The sequence below is a fragment of the Mesobacillus boroniphilus JCM 21738 genome (assembly GCF_000517385.1).
In the GTDB taxonomy this organism is placed as follows: domain Bacteria; phylum Bacillota; class Bacilli; order Bacillales; family Cytobacillaceae; genus Mesobacillus; species Mesobacillus boroniphilus.
On record NZ_BAUW01000008.1, the window covers coordinates 53,647 to 69,577 of the forward strand.

The 15,931-nt window shown below is 42.1% G+C and carries 9 protein-coding genes, 4 pseudogenes and 1 riboswitch; of the genes and pseudogenes, 5 read left to right on the top strand and 8 right to left on the bottom strand.

What is annotated here, in order from left to right:
- Positions 1-120 precede the first annotated feature (120 nt).
- Together JCM21738_RS04325 and JCM21738_RS04330 are read right to left on the bottom strand one after the other, a co-directional pair.
- Positions 121-3,256: pseudogene (locus JCM21738_RS04325) on the bottom strand (AAA family ATPase).
- Positions 3,253-4,397, bottom strand: a pseudogene (locus JCM21738_RS04330) (exonuclease SbcCD subunit D). The pseudogenes JCM21738_RS04325 and JCM21738_RS04330 overlap by 4 nt, the downstream one beginning before the upstream one ends.
- A 286-nt stretch (positions 4,398-4,683) precedes the next feature.
- Between JCM21738_RS04330 and JCM21738_RS04335 the strand changes: the two are divergent.
- On the top strand, positions 4,684-5,262 hold the full coding sequence (locus tag JCM21738_RS04335) for an STAS domain-containing protein (protein WP_243462889.1): 579 nt from the start codon (positions 4,684-4,686) through the stop codon (positions 5,260-5,262).
- The gene (locus JCM21738_RS25320) at positions 5,262-5,525 is read left to right on the top strand and encodes an STAS domain-containing protein (protein ID WP_243462891.1); all 264 of its coding nucleotides are present in this window, start codon (positions 5,262-5,264) and stop codon (positions 5,523-5,525) included. The genes JCM21738_RS04335 and JCM21738_RS25320 overlap by 1 nt, the downstream gene beginning before the upstream one ends.
- 35 nt (positions 5,526-5,560) lie before the next feature.
- Here the strand turns inward: JCM21738_RS25320 and JCM21738_RS04340 are convergent, their stop codons facing one another.
- The 3 genes from JCM21738_RS04340 to JCM21738_RS04350 form a co-directional block, all read right to left on the bottom strand.
- The gene (locus JCM21738_RS04340) at positions 5,561-6,517 is read right to left on the bottom strand and encodes a UCP032817 domain-containing protein (RefSeq protein ID WP_023614340.1); all 957 of its coding nucleotides are present in this window, start codon (positions 6,515-6,517) and stop codon (positions 5,561-5,563) included.
- Positions 6,518-6,653: 136 nt separating this feature from the next.
- Complete coding sequence (locus JCM21738_RS04345; RefSeq protein WP_023614341.1) at positions 6,654-6,854, bottom strand: cold-shock protein; 201 nt, start codon at positions 6,852-6,854, stop codon at positions 6,654-6,656.
- 291 nt (positions 6,855-7,145) lie between these two features.
- Positions 7,146-7,994: an ATP-binding protein gene (locus tag JCM21738_RS04350; RefSeq protein WP_052019558.1), complete on the bottom strand. Its 849-nt coding sequence runs from the start codon at positions 7,992-7,994 to the stop codon at positions 7,146-7,148.
- Between the two features lie 527 nt (positions 7,995-8,521).
- On the opposite strand from JCM21738_RS04350, the gene JCM21738_RS24165 reads away from it, so the two are divergent.
- Both JCM21738_RS24165 and JCM21738_RS04355 read left to right on the top strand, forming a co-directional pair.
- The gene (locus JCM21738_RS24165) at positions 8,522-8,692 is read left to right on the top strand and encodes a hypothetical protein (RefSeq protein WP_023614343.1); all 171 of its coding nucleotides are present in this window, start codon (positions 8,522-8,524) and stop codon (positions 8,690-8,692) included.
- A complete protein-coding gene (locus JCM21738_RS04355; RefSeq protein WP_035208938.1) occupies positions 8,682-9,443 on the top strand; it encodes a hypothetical protein in 762 nt (253 codons plus the stop codon). Before JCM21738_RS24165 ends, JCM21738_RS04355 begins: the two co-directional genes overlap by 11 nt.
- A gap of 694 nt (positions 9,444-10,137) precedes the next feature.
- Here JCM21738_RS04355 and JCM21738_RS27650 read toward each other — a convergent pair.
- The 3 genes and pseudogenes from JCM21738_RS27650 to JCM21738_RS04375 all read right to left on the bottom strand — a co-directional run bounded on the left by JCM21738_RS27650 (position 10,138) and on the right by JCM21738_RS04375 (position 13,159).
- Positions 10,138-11,083 (bottom strand): annotated as a pseudogene (locus JCM21738_RS27650) (ArsA family ATPase).
- Positions 11,084-11,094: 11 nt separating this feature from the next.
- Positions 11,095-11,358 (bottom strand): cory-CC-star protein, encoded by a 264-nt coding sequence (locus JCM21738_RS04370; protein ID WP_023614347.1) that lies wholly within the window; start codon positions 11,356-11,358, stop codon positions 11,095-11,097.
- Between the two features lie 58 nt (positions 11,359-11,416).
- Positions 11,417-13,159 carry a carbon starvation CstA family protein gene (locus JCM21738_RS04375; protein ID WP_023614348.1) on the bottom strand — a complete coding sequence of 581 codons (1,743 nt, stop codon included), beginning with the start codon at positions 13,157-13,159 and terminating at the stop codon, positions 11,417-11,419.
- A gap of 233 nt (positions 13,160-13,392) precedes the next feature.
- On the opposite strand from JCM21738_RS04375, the pseudogene JCM21738_RS04380 reads away from it, so the two are divergent.
- A pseudogene (locus JCM21738_RS04380) lies at positions 13,393-15,023 on the top strand (M4 family metallopeptidase).
- Positions 15,024-15,745: 722 nt separating this feature from the next.
- A riboswitch (SAM riboswitch) is annotated at positions 15,746-15,860 on the top strand.
- Positions 15,861-15,931 lie beyond the last annotated feature (71 nt).

Consider the following 15,931-nt stretch of genomic DNA (forward strand, 5'->3'; position numbering starts at 1 on the left):
GTCTTTGTTCTTCCCTGTATATGAGCAGTCCACCAAACCAATTAGCCGATACCTCTGGTTATGGAGGCTGCTGAATAATCGAGAAAACAGCACCTATTTCAAGATGCTGTATTTCTCAGTTTAATTCATTAAATGAAATTCTGTCTTACTACCTGTTTGGGTGGATATGACCTCGAGCCTTGCGTCAATCCGTTCCTTTAGCTCTGGTACATGGGAGATGATTCCGACAAGTCGGCCGCTGCTCTGGATATCGATTAATGCTTCGATGGCCTGGTCGAGGGACTCTGGATCAAGGGTACCGAAACCTTCATCGATGAACATTGTCTCTAATGAAACTCCACCTGCGTAATTCTGGACAACATCGGCCAATCCCAAGGCAAGGGATAACGCCGCTTGAAGCTTTCTCCGCCAGACAATGTCTTTACATGGCGATCCTGTCCGGTATATGCGTCCAAAACCAAAAGCTCCAATCCACTCTGAACATTGCCTTTTGAACGATCAGTTTTTCTCAATAATCTATATCGTCCGCTCGTCATCTTGTTGAGCCTTACATTGGCCTCTGCAAGAATATCATCAAGAAAAGCTGCCAGGACAAAGCGCTCGAACGTAATCCTGTATGTGTTCTGACCTTTTGAAATCTCGAATAAATGACCGACTAGCTTGTATTTTTCCTCAAGCATCTTCATCTGCTCATTCAAAGAGTCTACCTGTTCCAGAACAAATTGATTATCGCGTTTCTTAAGATTTAAATCCTGGTATGCATCTTCAGTTTCTTTGATTATTTTATTTAATTGTGCGAATTCTGATTGAAGTGTTTCCATATCAGGCTTCTTGACATCTTTTAGCATATCAGACAGCTCTGCGAAACGATCACTTACTGACCTGACTTCTTCCCGGTAATTCGAGATGTCTGCATCAAGCTGTTGAATAGCCTGTTCTGATATCTTCGCCTGTTGATAGGCCTGATAGTTTTCAAAGCCCTGGGATGTCATATTGTTTCTGAATGTTTCCCGCTCGGCTGTCAATTGCGAATCTATTTCCTTCAATCTCTTTTCGGCCTCTTCACTCCGTGCTTTTTCGGTGCCCATAAGTTCTTTCGCTTCCTGAAAATTCTTTCGGGCTTGCTCCAATTCATCATCAAGCTGCTTCTGTAAAGCTGCGCTGATTTTAATTTCGACTCGAATACTTGCAGTGAACGAAGCTGTTCAGGTATTTTTTCAGTCATTCTATCGAGAGTGGTTTTCTTTTCTGTATACTGGATCATCAGGCTTTGATAGCTTTCGTCGATCGCTTTCAGCTGGTTATTCAGCCTTTCTCTGTCGTCTTCGAACCTTTTGATTTCAGATTTGATTTTTTCCAGGGCTGTTATTTTTACCGAATACTGTTTCTGCTCAATTTGGAGCTTTTCAATATCACTTTCAGTCAGGAGTACGGCATCAGCCAACTGGCCGATAACTATGTCAGGGCGGAATTTGACGATTTCAGCCATCATTTCTTCTCCTGTTTCAATCATAGACCTTAATGTCGTATCTGTTTCGATATATGACTTTTCAGCAGCGCTCTTTTCTTTTTCAACATCAGTGATCTGCTCTCGTGCAGCTTTTAAATCTTCTTCGGTCGGGATAAAACCTTCAGTTGCTTTCGCGGGTTGAGGATGATCCTCTGACCCGCAAACAGGGCAGGCGCAACCTTCATTTAGTGAAGCGGCCAAAACAGCAGCCTGTGAATGCAGCCATTTTCGCTCAAGAGCTTCTACTGCGGCTTTGGCATCATTCAGCCTGGAAACAGTCTGGTTAAACTGACCTTTGCATGTTTCAAAGCTCGACCGAACCTGTTTGACTTTATGATTGTGGTTGCCAAGCCTTTTCAGCTTGTCCAATTCAAGAAGCCGCTTTTCCAATTTCCGTTCATTCTCCAGATAAGTAATCTGTGCCTTATCGGCATCTTCCTTCTCCGCCTGAAAGGCTTTGAGTCTCTCTTCAGTTGACTTAAGCTGGGCTTCATTGTTCTCCCGGTTCTGTACAGATGATTCCAGTGCTTGCTTTAGCTCCGCAAACTGTAAAGCTATGCTGGCGAATGCATGGACATCTTCCTTCATATTTTCAAGTCTGTTAACCTGTTCAACAGCTGCTTTTCGCTCAGGTTCACGATCAATTTGTTTCTGGTGTTCTGTTTCGGCTGCTGTGAGTTGCACTGTTAACTGTTCAATTCGCTTCGTGGTCACACTTACCTGGTTTGTTATACTGTCCAGGTCGGCCTTAAGTCGGTGGCATAGCTGTTCCTGAGCATCCAGAAGAGCTGCTTTTTTTGCAAGCACTGTTTGTTTTTCTTTTTCTGCAAAAAGATCCTTTTGGGATTCAAGCTTTTCCTTTGTCATCTTCAGGGTTTCTAGGGTTTGGATTTGTTTTAAGGTTGCTTCAGCTTCGAACAAACGCTGCTGTATTTTATCGCGGTCCAGCTGAAGCTTTTCACGGTCCGTGTTCAACTTTTCGAGTTTTGTTTCCAGTGCGCCAATTTCTTCTTTTAATAGAGGAAGAAGCAGGAAATCATTTATACTGCCGGCTTCTACATATTCCTTCAATTCGGCATTTTCGACAGCCTTGATGCTGCGAAGAGCAGAATTCCTTTTCTCAACCTGGTCCTCAACCGATTTTTTCAGAACAGTTGCTTCTTCTCTAAGTTTTTCCTCTACTCTCTTATAGATTTCTGTATGGAAAAGTCTTTGCAGAATGACTTCCTTTTCTTTACTGTCCGATGTTAAAAGCTTACGGAATTCACCCTGGGGAATCATCAGAATCTGCCTGAATTGATTGCTGTCGATGATCATGATCTCCTTGATCTTTTCGTCCACTTCACGAACATTCGAAGCAAGCAATTTCAGTTCTCCGTTTTCGTCAATTAAATATAATTCTGCTTTTGCACCGACAGTAGTCGTTCCTTCACCAGACTTCTTTTTCTTTTCCTGTTGCGGAGATCTGGCAATCTGGTATGTCTTTTGGCGCAAGGAAAATTCAAGCGTAACTTCAGTCAATAACTCATCATCCGCAAACTGGCTTCGCAAATCAGGGCCATTTCGATCCTCACCGCTTGCCTTGCCGTAAATCGCATAACTGATACCGTCAAAAATGGTTGTCTTTCCAGATCCTGTTTTACCAGAAATGACAAACATTGTCCGGTTTTCAAGCTGCCTGAAATCAATTGTTTCTGCACCGGCATATGGCCCAAAGGCCTGCATCGTCAGTTTCAGAGGTTTCATTTTTGTCCCTCCTCTTTCAATACTTTGCCAATCACATCTGTCATGACACTGCGTTTATCTTCAGTAAATTCACTTGTCGTCATTTCCTTGTAAAACTGTTCGAAAAGCTCCAGCTCGGATTTCTTTTCTTCCCTGATCGAGTTGAAGTGCTGCTTATGCTTTTGGTCAATGGATTCGATTTTACGATCAAGATGGAGGACATTCGGGAAGACCTGGCGCAGCTTGCCCATTGGGTCAATTATGGCCCCATCGTCAAGCAAAGTTACTTTTAAATAATCATTAATATTTTCTTTTTCATAAAAAGAAGGATCCAGAAGCTGTTCCAGGTGGCCTTCCAATTCGCGCATATCCTGCTTCGGTTTCAGGGTCCTGTATCGAATATCAAAACTGCCGTTTTCGTTCATTTCAACGATAGAAATCGATTTACGCTGTTTTGCCTCTGAAAAAGAGTATTTTAATAGGGAACCTGAGTATTTTATTTTGTCATGTTTGATTGCGTCGGGGCTATGAAGATGGCCCAGTGCGGTAAAAGCAAATGGGTCAAACAAGTCCTGGGTGACACAGCCGGACCCGCCGACAGATAATGATCGCTCTGAATCGCATGAGTCACCACCTAGGACGAAAGCATGTCCAACAAAAACGTTTGCTTCATTAGGATTCAGGTTTTCTTCAATTTTGCCGATCACTGCCTTCATCGCATCCTGATGGGAATGGATTGAAGAATCGTCTAGCATATGGCGGACGACCCCAGGTTCAGCATAAGGAATCAGGTAAAAATTGACCCCGTTTATATGTACAGGCCTAAAGTCGTTCGTCATTTTTCCGGTAAGGTAAAAATGATTATGCCGGTACCATGAACTGCCAAATGATAGACGTTCTGCGCTGTCATGGTTGCCTGCAATCGCAACAACCGGTGTGTTCAATTCCACGTTGACTTTGAATAGCACTTCATCAAGTAGCTCTACAGCATCAATTGGCGGGACGGACCTGTCGTACAGATCGCCTGCAATCACAACAGCATCAGGTTGTTCTTCCGCGACAAGTTCAATAAATTGATTCAATGCCTCTCTCTGGTCCCCGTCATATACATTCCGTGGACAAGCTTTCCGAGATGCCAGTCACCCGTATGAATAAATTTCATGCAAATCCCTCCTGTATTAAGTAGTTATCTATTTTCATTATTATTAAAGGCCTATTTGACAATGCTACTATTATAACAAACTCGAAAATTTAATGGGCACTCAAATAAAGGAGAGACTAAAGGAACGTTTGTTCTGATTTTATCAAAAATCATCTTTAAAATCTACCTTAATTTTCCTTTGTTTAGTCAATAATGATATTTAATAGTGATAACATTTTAAAATTTGACTTTTCAGTCGTTGTTTTTCACAATAGAAGTAAGTCTAATAAATAAAGCAGGGATTTAAATGGAAACAAAAACAGAGGCATTATACAAGTTCCTGGTCGACAATTCGGCCAATTTTACCGAGGACTGGCTGAAACGGCAGCGTGTAATTCATGGATCAGATTATTCTGCTGACGCCCCGCCAGAAGTTATGAACAGGGTAAAGGAACAGAATTCAAATTATGTTCGTCTTGTGGCGAAATCACTTTATCAGTCTGAGGAAGAGATGAAGGAAACGATTTCTGCGTGGACGAGCCAGACTGCAGCAGACCGGATTAAATCAAAAACTGACCTGAAAGAAGTTGCCTGGAATTCTGGCGTCTTCCGTCGTGTTTATTGGGAATACGTTCAAAAATTCGTTAAACAGACGGACCTAGAAATAAATCTGGACGACGTTTTTACATGGGAAAAAAAGATTAATTACACGCTTGATTATGTCTTTGAGACCTTTATTATTGTTTTCATGGATATCCTTATGAATCGATTAGTCTCTCAGGCAACTTTAATTAAAGAATTGAGCGCACCAGTGATTACCTTGACAAAGGAAGTCGGCCTTCTGCCATTGATAGGTGAAATCGATACAACGAGAGCAAAAGGTTGATGGAATCAACTCTTACACAAAGTATCGATGCCAGAATCAATACTTTGATAGTCGATCTTTCAGGAGTGGTGATGGTTGATACGATGGTAGCCCATCAAATTTTCAAACTGATGGATGCCCTAAAGATGCTTGGCGTTCAATCGATCGTTACAGGAATCCGTCCAGAGGTTGCACAAACAGCTGTCCAGCTGGGAATTGATTTTTCGGATATTAAGACAGCAGGTAATTTGCAAAATGTTATCAAAAAATTCATCCAAAGTTAAAAACCTGCTATCAATTGTTAGCAGGTTTTTCATTATTATGATGAGCAACCTCCGCCACAGCTTGAACAACCGCTGCTGGAACAGCTGTGGCCGCCGCTATCATTATGTGAATCCTGTATGTCACCTGAGCCGCAAAAAACGGCACTGCAGCCCGATGTTCCATGTGACTGGTGAGAATAAGCGTATGCTTGGGCATAATCCCAGTATTCATCAAAGTAATAGTAAGAATAAAACACCATTACCAGGCTCAATCCTGATAAATCACCAAAAAGTCCTGGCCTTTCAAAAGACCCTTTTCTATCAGCACTGTATATTTCTTGTGCTTTTCTAAGTTGAGACCTCAGTTGTTTGGTTAAATAATCCACCAGCTCCTGATTATCCTCAGTAACCTTGAAAAATTTCTGTTTCAACTCATCGTCACTAAGTGAACCGATTTTTTGAAGTAACTGCTGGTCCATTGGATAATGGAAAAAGTCTCCCCATGCCTGCCATGTGTATTCTGTTATTTCAAATAGCTGAGCGAACACCCAATCAAAGAATGCCCTTTCCTGGGGTGCTGGTTCCGGCTCCAAGTTCGGCGTATGATGAAGCATATTGCCAAGATATTTTTCAGAAAAAGCTTCATATTGCTTCGTGAACATCAGCATCTCATGCCAAATTTCATCGACCTTGCTGCTGAACATCGGTGTATTTTTCATAAACGAATTAAGCAAGAAATATCGTTTTAATTCAAATAAACGCCATTCAAATTCATCATCGGATATCTCGGGATGATCGCTTAAAAAACGAAGTTTCACTTGATTTATAAACTCATAAGAAAGAGATTTCTCTAATTTATTCAAGATAGCAGAAGCCGGCACATTATCCAGTAAGCCAAGGTGGTCCGGGATGTTCTCCTTCAATAATACTTTCTTTTTGCTTCCATTGCCGGAAAAATAAGCAATGGCAAAGAGTATCCCTGCTCCAGCCGCGATTGTTAAGAAGACACCCATTTTTATACACCTCACCCTGTGGAATAGTTGTTACAGGATATTACGTTTTTCATAATGGAAAGGTTTCAAAAAAATTGGAAATCCTGGTACATAAAAAGCCCAGCCAGATGGCTGAGCTATAAGGTCAAATTAAGAATTATAGTTTAGTAACGTTAGCAGCTTGTGGTCCACGAGCACCTTCAACAACCTCGAAAGATACTTCCTGGCCTTCTTCTAATGTTTTGAAACCTTCTGTTTGAATAGCAGAGTAATGTACGAAAACATCATTGCCGTCTTCAGCTTCGATGAATCCGAACCCTTTTTCTGCATTGAACCATTTAACTTTACCGTTTTTCATGTGAAAAATCCTCCTAGATCGGCCGAACAAGCCATGATTAAAATTCAGCAAAATCACAACGACTAGTTCATCATACATGACCTATTCAAACGTCTTCAAACATTAGAATAAGCAAATTGCATAGTGCCTAATACGTGTGTAATAAGCTAATTTTAATATAGCAACGATGGATTTTTTTGTCAACAAAAGACAAACCTGTCAAATACTTATTTAAAGTGGATTTTTTCTGGATGGATCTTTCTATTGAGAAATGTTAAAAAACAATCACGCCAAAGCTTTGCAAGGGTCTTGTTACTTTTCATCTAATAAATTGCTGAAGCGGATATGGAAAGTTGTACCTATGCCAACCTGGCTCTTAATCTCTACCTTGCCTCTCATTGCAGTGATGATGCTGAAAGTCACCATCATGCCAAGGCCAGTTCCTTGCTGCCCTTTTGTCGTGTAGTATGGTTCCCCCAGGCGGGCAATTTGCTCTTCAGTCATCCCGAGACCTGTATCTCTCACGAGGATATGGATTACAGTTCCGGTGCGGAAGGTTTGGACGATTAGTTCCCCGCCGTTTGGCATAGCCTCCAAACCGTTCTTGATCAGGTTGATGAATCCTTGCTTGAATTTCGAACGATCCCCTAATATGACTAATCCTGAACTATACTTTTTCGTTATTTTTACACCATTGAAGTTAGCCAATGGATTTAGTACATTAAGAACCTGATTCAATTCCTTATCGACTTCGATTTGCTCTTCCTTTTCAAAAGCAGGTCTTGCAAAAGTAAGAAAGTCATTAATGACCTCTTCAGCACGATTCAATTCCTGGACCGCAATATCGATGAATTCCTTTTTCTTTTCTTCAGGATAATCTTTCTCGCCGAGCAGTTGCAGGAATCCTTTCACAGTTGTAAGCGGATTACGGATTTCATGAGAAATAGCCGCACTTAAATGGCTGACGGCCTCAATTTTATCGGCCTTCGCTAGTCTTTGTCGGATAATGAATGTTTGACGAATTGTCTCAATCGAATAGCTGACTAGCCCTGAGGTTAGTGCGGGAATCAAAATGAAACTGAACCACGCTTCCGGGTGTATAATTGGTTCACTAACTACGGTGACCATTTGCATTAGCAAGAACGAAGTGATTACTGTCAATAAAACAGAAATACCGACCTGCTGTTCAGAGTTAGCCTATTGAACCAGGGATGAATCCATTTGAGAAGGATAGCAAGGGATGCAAAAACCCCCACCGATACCCAGAACCCATCGTTTATGCCTAACAAACCTCTCATAAGGATCGTGACGCCTGCAAGCAAAAAACTATATCCAGTATAGAGACTTCCAAGAATCATAGGCACCTGTCGAAGGTCAAAGCGAACGCCATCCTGGACTTGTACTGAAAAAATATAACATGTAAAAATCGAAATAATGAAATAGAATAATTGATATCTTTCTCGACTCTCTTCCTTCACTTGCCTTTCAATGATTAACTGTGTAAAAAACAGAAGGACAAGAAGAAGTGAGAGATTCATTAATAAATGCTTTGTAATTTCCACTGCAACACCACCATTTGTACTCACTAAGATAGTATTATAATCCAGTGTGCAGCGCAAATTTTATCCAATTTCACCTTTCTATTCCATGTCTTTTGTTTTATATTTGAAAAAAGAGAGGTGTCTCGTATGATAATGTGGTTAATCATTGTTTTACTGTTGTTTATACTCATTGATGTTGTAAGACTCCATAAGAAAATTGACAAGCTGAATGCACATTTAAACCCAGTGTCACCACCGCCAACGGATGACGAAATCGAAAAGATGCTAACTTCGAAGAATACTAACTATGAAAAGTAAATGGCTTCCATACGTAATAGTCCTCATAGCGATATTGCTGGTTTTCACCTTAGATAGATTCAGAACGTTATTGCCTGAACAGGAAAAAGAACCGTCTTTTAGCATTCCAGAAGCTATAATCACTGTTGGAGGCCAGGAAGTCATATATAAATCAGGTACATTTGCCTGGGTAGAAAAAGGCACCGGACCTGTCATCGACCAGGATGAGCCACCAATCCTGTTCCATGATCTGCTGCCTGTCAGCGTGAAGCCATTCAGCGAAATGAAGATCACCTTTCCTGAGAAAGCAGGAATTGACCATATTTCCGTTTATCGCTCACAGGGACAAGAAGATTTGGAGATGGGGAATCTTCCATTTGAAACAATTTTTGATAACAACTATACCCTTAACAATGTAGCTGGCCAAAGTACGGTAATCATCCAGGCCTCCATTGGAGATCAAGTCTATCATTATGCTTTTCCATTAATCATTGAAGAAGTGGTTGCTTACCAGGCACAGCTTGCCGAAGAACCAGGCTACTTGGCTGTACTTGAACTGTTTAAGCCAGAAGCGCAGCAGGAAAATTGGGCACTCGAACAAGTCAACAACAAATATGTACATAAAGCATATTCTTTGCAGGTTAACAACATTGAGGAAGCACGCCGGCAATTTCCTGATTTAAAATCGATTTTCTGCCGTATTACGCCATTTTCAATCATGAAAGATTGCTTTATGAGGCATATAATCGGGATGATTTCTTCAAAATGTTGAAAATCGCGTCACCTTAACTGAAAAATAGTAGCATTTGATTCTAAAAGAATGCTTGAATATTGGAAAGAAGGTGTCCCAAAAGTTTCAACTTTGGGAACCCTCTTTATTTTTTGTGACTGCTTGTAAAAATGGTCCGTTGATTTCCGTTCCAGGCGCTTCAATCAACTTAGGTTTTATATTCATTTTTTATCGCAAAGATTCATAGAATGAAACCCAGAATCTTGATAAATTGATTCAAGAGGCGACTCCCAGGTCGAATTTCTTCAACCTTTTGAGTCAGCCTATTCTGTTTCCCGGATTTTCAAGTGACTAGTGTCCGTCATAACCTGTATGAAGGACATTTTTTCCGGTTCTCCATCGATTAGTGTCCGTCATAACCTTAATGACGGACACTTTTCTCGATACTTCCCTTAATAAGTCCGTCATTTTCGCTTGCGTTTTATATTTTTGAAAAGGTGGAGCACTTCCACTAGTAATAGGAGCAAGGTGATGTAACATAGGAATGCATAAATTACCCCAAGTAACAGGTTGAGCGGCCATTTTTGCTCCACAACCTGTCAGCGATTAGCGTTCTCTTACCGATCGCCTTCTTTACTGGAACAATTAGTTTTAGTTTCCATTCTGTTTTAAAATTTATCCATGTTTTTATATAACCCTAATGAATAAAATGAAAACACCACTTTTAGCTACGCTTTTAATTGTAATCGATTTGTTTTCCTAAAAGGCCTGAAATAAGTTCCAGAGTTGCAAGCGAAGAAATATCATGCTCAAGGAGAGGCAAGAAAATTTGTCTCTGATTCTTGAATTCGTCTTTGATTTCATCAAGATACACTCGCTCGTTCGCTCTTCTTTGCTCCATGAACCTTCCATCTGCTTCATCTGGGATGACCTTATTAACTACGATTGAGTTAACATGTATTCCATGCTGGTGCAATGTATCGATTGCCTTGCTCGTTTCAAGTATTGGCAGTCGCTCGGCATTAAGTACAAATACATACTGTGTTTGAGTTCCATCTAGCAGGATTTCCCTTACACGCTTGAATCGGTTTTTTCGTTCATTCAGTTTGTCATATAAAGGGTCTTCAACGATTTCACCATCATTCATCACTGTGCGTAATTCTCGTTCACTCTTTTGCGCCGTTCCAACAGCCCGTCCATCCAGACGCCCATCAATTCCGGCAGTGTCAGGAGCCGGATTGTATGTCCGGTCGGTGCTGTGTCAAAAACAATAGCATCATAGTTTGCGTATTCCTCAAGATCAATGAGGTGATTTTGTCAAACAGCGCGGCTTCTTCTGCCCCAGGCGAGGATGCTGCCATGTCAATCTGCCTGTTGACCTCCTCCAGCATTGTTGCTTTTACCAGGCCTTTCAAGTTGCCTTTTACTCCATTTATATAGTTCCTGGACTCCTGTTCCGAGTCAATCTCTAATACATCCAGATTCTCCGTTGCACTTTCGATTTTTCCGCCGCTGAAGTTACGATGGAATAAATCGCCTGTATTATGGGCGGGGTCTGTTGATACCAGCAGTATCTTTTTTCTTTTCTGCGCAAGTAGAAGCGCCAATGCCGCGGATGTTGTGCTTTTGCCAACACCGCCTTTTCCGCCGATAAAATAGATCTTCTTTTCCAGCATGTCCATAACACTTCCTCCTAACAGCAGCGTATTCCTTCAAGCGGGGATTTTTCCATTCCAGCCCTCAGATGCCATTCATGAAAACGTTCGATGATGACGGGGTATAGTTCAAGCGTATAGTAAAATGCCGGGTTGGGCAGACCTAGCATTTCCGAAAAGCACAGCAGCATAAACAAGTCTTCTTCATCTCTTAATTCACGAGCAATTTCGGTCCTGTGCGGCTGCCTGAGGATCTCATCATAGACAGCTATTGCACGCTTTAATTGTTCGTAGAAACCCATGCAAATTCCTCTCTTTCTAAAAATGACAATAGAGACCGGTCGCCCGGCCTCCACTTCATTACATTTCTTTGCTTAATGGCGGTGGATTATTCCTGCCGAAGGCTGCGATTGCCTCGATGATAATCCAGAATACAAATATCAGGATCAGTCCGCCGATACCAAAGAGCAGCATATTCAGCTCACCGCTTCCATAACCAGACCACTGGAAAACGACCTGCTGAATCATTGCCCAAAGTGTCATGAAAAATACGAACACCATTGGGATGAAGGTTACAAGGTAATTCCTTCCCTGACGCTTCAGCCAGATGGAAATAAGCAGCAGGCTGACTCCGGCCAAAAGCTGGTTGCTTGTTCCGAACAGCGGCCACAATAGGTATCCGCCAGAACCGAATCCGTTAGGCCCTTTTGGCAATAATACTAGCGCCGCACTGGAAACAACCGCAACAGTTGTAGCTACATGAGTCTTTGTCAGTGCCTGCACATTGTATTCGCTTCCGATTTCAGCGATGATATAACGCATTAATCTTACTGACGTGTCCAAAGTTGTTGCAGCAAAGCTGACAACGATGATGGAAACAATCGTCCTTGCAATGTCTGCCGGAATCCAGATACCGGTCGCAAGCTGTGCAGCACCATTGATGAAGTTGCCAAGTCCACCTGCGCTTGCAGCCGCAAAGCTTGAATATGCAGCAGTAAATTCAGCTTTTGTCGCAAATACTGTAACAACCGCGATAATGGCGATTAGGGCAAGTACACCTTCCCCAACTGCTCCGAGGTAACCGACAAAACGGGCATCCGTTTCTTTTTCCAGCTGCTTAGAGGATGTTCCTGAAGAAACAAGACCATGGAAGCCGGAAATCGCACCACAGGCAATCGTAATGAATAATAAAGGGAACCAGGAAACGTCGTTAGCCGCTGCATTCATAGCTGGAGCCGTCACCTTAGGCTGAAGGAAAATCAGTCCTGCATATAGGATTAATAAACCTACAACCAACTGGTGCGAATTGATATAATCACGAGGCTGCAGGAGCTTCCATACCGGCAGTGTAGATGCAATATAAACATAAACCATCAGGACAACAATCCAGACTAAGAAAGCCATGGATACACCATTTAGACCAAACATGACGGTATTATCCGCCCCGCCAAAATATCTCACAAGATCAATTTGCAATGCCGGGACGCGGCTGGCCAGGATGGCGGCACCGTACATAACGGCCAGTGCAATCAAGGAAGGAAGAAGCATTCCCTTCTTCTTTTTATAAACAGCATAACCAATCCAAATTGCAAGTGGTATCTGAAGGAATACCGATAGAACACTCGCAGGGAATTTTACAAACAAGTTGGCGATGACCCATGCAAAAACGGCGTTGACCATCAAAACAAGTATTAAAATAATGAATAAGAACATGATTTTTGCGCGTTTGCCAATCAGCTTATTTGTGATGGCACCGACTGACTGCCCCTTATTCCTGACTGAAAGGACAAGTGTTCCAAAATCATGGACACCTGCTGCGAAGACCGTACCCAATGTAACCCACAGGAATGCAGGAAGCCATCCCCAATATACAGCAATCGCCGGCCCAACAATTGGTGCTGCTCCGGCAACCGATGTAAAATGGTGTCCCCAAAGGATCATCTTCTTCGTTGGGACAAAGTCTACCCCATCTGAATACTGGTGCGCCGGTGTGACATAGTTCGGGTCGAGACGGTAAATCTTTTCTGCTACCCACTTAGAATAGAAGCGGTAGCCGATTGCAAACACAATCATTCCGATCACGGCTAACCATAAAGAATTCATTTTTATTAACCTCCTTTTTTATGAGTTGGTATTACAACTTAATAATAAAAATATATTGACAAATTAGTCAATAAATTCTGATTATTTTTATTAAAAATTTGTCCCAGGAATTTTCCCAACATGCTGATTCGACAATTTTAGACTTAGTTGTTGCAATGTTCAGATTATTAAAGTATAAATATGATAATCTACTAATTTTTATTAGATAGAATTAGCTTGTAGGAGGAGTTTATTTGAAGAAGAAAGTAGTTTCCCTAAGTTTAACAGCAAGTCTGGCATTAAGCGGATTGGTTGCTGCGACTGGCTTTGCCGCCCCGTCAGCAGATTCACCTTCCAAAAAGTACACAAAAAGCCATGGCGCACCTGAATTTGTTGCTGGCAAGCTGACAAATCCATCAGAGAAAGCAGCAAAGGATATTGTCCTTGGGTACCTGAAAGCTTCGAAAGAAAAATACAATCTGGACACAAATGATAGTTTCGTCGTTACATCTCAGGAAGCAGACAAGCTTGGCGGAGATATTGTACGTCTGCAACAGGTCTATAATGGCGTTCCTGTCTGGGGAGCAACACAGGCAGCCAGAGTCGACGAAAACGGTGTTCTTAAGGTTTTTAGCGGAACTGTCAGCAAGGGACTGGGTGATAAGGTTGTAAGAACCTCCAGCAAAAAGTCACAGAGAGATGCAATTGCCGTCGCTGAAGGTGATTTGGGGTACAAGCCTGAATATGAAGTAACGCCAACGGCTGAATTGGTTGTTTACCCTGGTGAGGATCAAGCAGTGTACGCTTACCATGTCATATTGAACTTCCTTAGTCCTGAACCGGGCAATTATCAGTACTTTGTCAACGCGGCAACTGGTGAAATCATCAATAAGTTCAATGCTATCCACACCGCAGGTAAGAACAATCCATCTGTAGGCGGGACGGATACAGTTGGATCAGGTGTTGGAGTTCTTGGTGACACGAAGTCTTTGAATACCCTCCTTTCAAACGGATCATATTATTTACAGGACAACACTCGCGGAAATGGTGTATTCACTTATGACGCAAAAAATAGACAGAGAACTCCTGGTTCCCTTTGGGTGGACGCTGACAATAACCTGAATGCAGCCTATGACGGTGCAGCAGTAGATGCTCACTACTATGCAGGACTCACTTATGATTACTATCAAAGCACTTTTGGCCGTAATTCATACGACGATCGCGGTGCAGCGTTGAAGTCACTGTCCACTACGGAAGAAGCTATAACAATGCATTCTGGAATGGTCAGCAAATGGTGTACGGTGATGGAGATGGAACTACGTTCATCCCGCTATCAGGCGGTCTTGATGTTGTAGCGCATGAACTGACTCACGCCGTGACTGATTTCAGTTCCGACCTTGTTTACCAGTACGAATCAGGTGCGTTGAACGAAGCAATTTCCGATATCTTCGGCACGCTTGCTGAGTTCCATGATAATAATGACCCTGATTTTGAAATCGGCGAAGACATCTACACACCAAATACAGCTGGTGATGCCCTTCGTTCAATGAGCGACCCAACTAAATACGGCGATCCGGATCACTACTCTGTACGTTACACTGGCACTTCCGACAATGGCGGAGTTCATATTAACAGCGGTATCATCAATAAAGCCGCATACCTTCTAAGTGAAGGTGGAACACATTATGGAGTATCGGTTCCAGGCGTAGGAACGGATAAAATGGGCGCGATCTTCTACCGTGCAAACACGGTCTATTTTACTTCTTCAACGAACTTCAGCCAGGCACGAGCAGGATTGGTACAAGCAGCTAAAGACCTGTATGGTTCAGCTTCTGCTGAAGTCAATGCTGTCAATAAAGCATTTGATGCAGTAGGTGTATATTAATAGCTTAATATTTAGCAAGACTGGCTCATTTACTAATGTGAGCCAGTTTTTTATTACGCTGCTGATGATTCCCCACTTTCTGGTTTGAATGAGAAATATGGTCTTAATTACGGCCGATTGAGGCAGCGGGATCTTGACAGCTTTGACTTGCGTTCCTGAAAAGCGGTCAAAATAACGGCAGAATCTTGACAGCTTTGGTTCGGGATCATGAAAAGCTGTCACAAAAACACCGGAATCTTGACAGCTTTGGCCTCGTATCCAGAAAAGCTGTCACAATAACAGCAGAATCTTGACAGCTTTGACCCCGAATCCAGAAAAGCTGTCACAAAAACAACGGAATCTTGACAGCTTTGGCCCCGGATCCAGAAAAGCTGTCACAAAAACAACGGAATCTTGACAGCTTTGACCCCGGATCCAGAAAAGCTGTCACAAAAACAACGGAATCTTGACAACTTTGGGCTCGAATCCATAAAAGCTGTCACAAAAACAGCAGAATCTTGACAGCTTTGGTACCGGATCTAGAAAAGCTGTCACAAAAACAGCGGAATCTTGACAGCTTCACCTCCATGGTCTAAAAAGCTGTCAAAATGAAATAATTCAACCCTGCCCGACTTTACACACACCAGCATTTCACCTATTCACTTCACCGCATTAATAAAATGATTGACAATCTTTCACAACAGCTGTAATATTTAGAGAAATTTAATAATTCAATAATATGAATCTTATCCAGAGAAGCTGAGGGTCCTGGCCCTGTGAAGCTTCAGCAACCTTCAACTCTGTTTGTTGAAAAGGTGCTAATTCCAGCAAGTTTTTTTAAAACTTGGCAGATAAGAAGAACGGCTATCATCTGTAAAAGTCTTCTTCTTAAGAAGGCTTTTTGTTTTATTAGGGACTCCCCCGCACCG

Bases quoted from the DNA above. Each gene is read 5' to 3' on its own strand.
- JCM21738_RS04335 (WP_243462889.1), top strand. From the start codon at position 4,684: ATGGAAACAAAAACAGAGGCATTATACAAGTTCCTGGTCGACAATTCG.
- JCM21738_RS25320 (WP_243462891.1), top strand. From the start codon at position 5,262: ATGGAATCAACTCTTACACAAAGTATCGATGCCAGAATCAATACTTTG.
- JCM21738_RS04340 (WP_023614340.1), bottom strand. From the start codon at position 6,517: ATGGGTGTCTTCTTAACAATCGCGGCTGGAGCAGGGATACTCTTTGCC.
- JCM21738_RS04345 (WP_023614341.1), bottom strand. From the start codon at position 6,854: ATGAAAAACGGTAAAGTTAAATGGTTCAATGCAGAAAAAGGGTTCGGA.
- JCM21738_RS24165 (WP_023614343.1), top strand. From the start codon at position 8,522: ATGATAATGTGGTTAATCATTGTTTTACTGTTGTTTATACTCATTGAT.
- JCM21738_RS04355 (WP_035208938.1), top strand. From the start codon at position 8,682: ATGAAAAGTAAATGGCTTCCATACGTAATAGTCCTCATAGCGATATTG.
- JCM21738_RS04370 (WP_023614347.1), bottom strand. From the start codon at position 11,358: ATGGGTTTCTACGAACAATTAAAGCGTGCAATAGCTGTCTATGATGAG.
- JCM21738_RS04375 (WP_023614348.1), bottom strand. From the start codon at position 13,159: ATGAATTCTTTATGGTTAGCCGTGATCGGAATGATTGTGTTTGCAATC.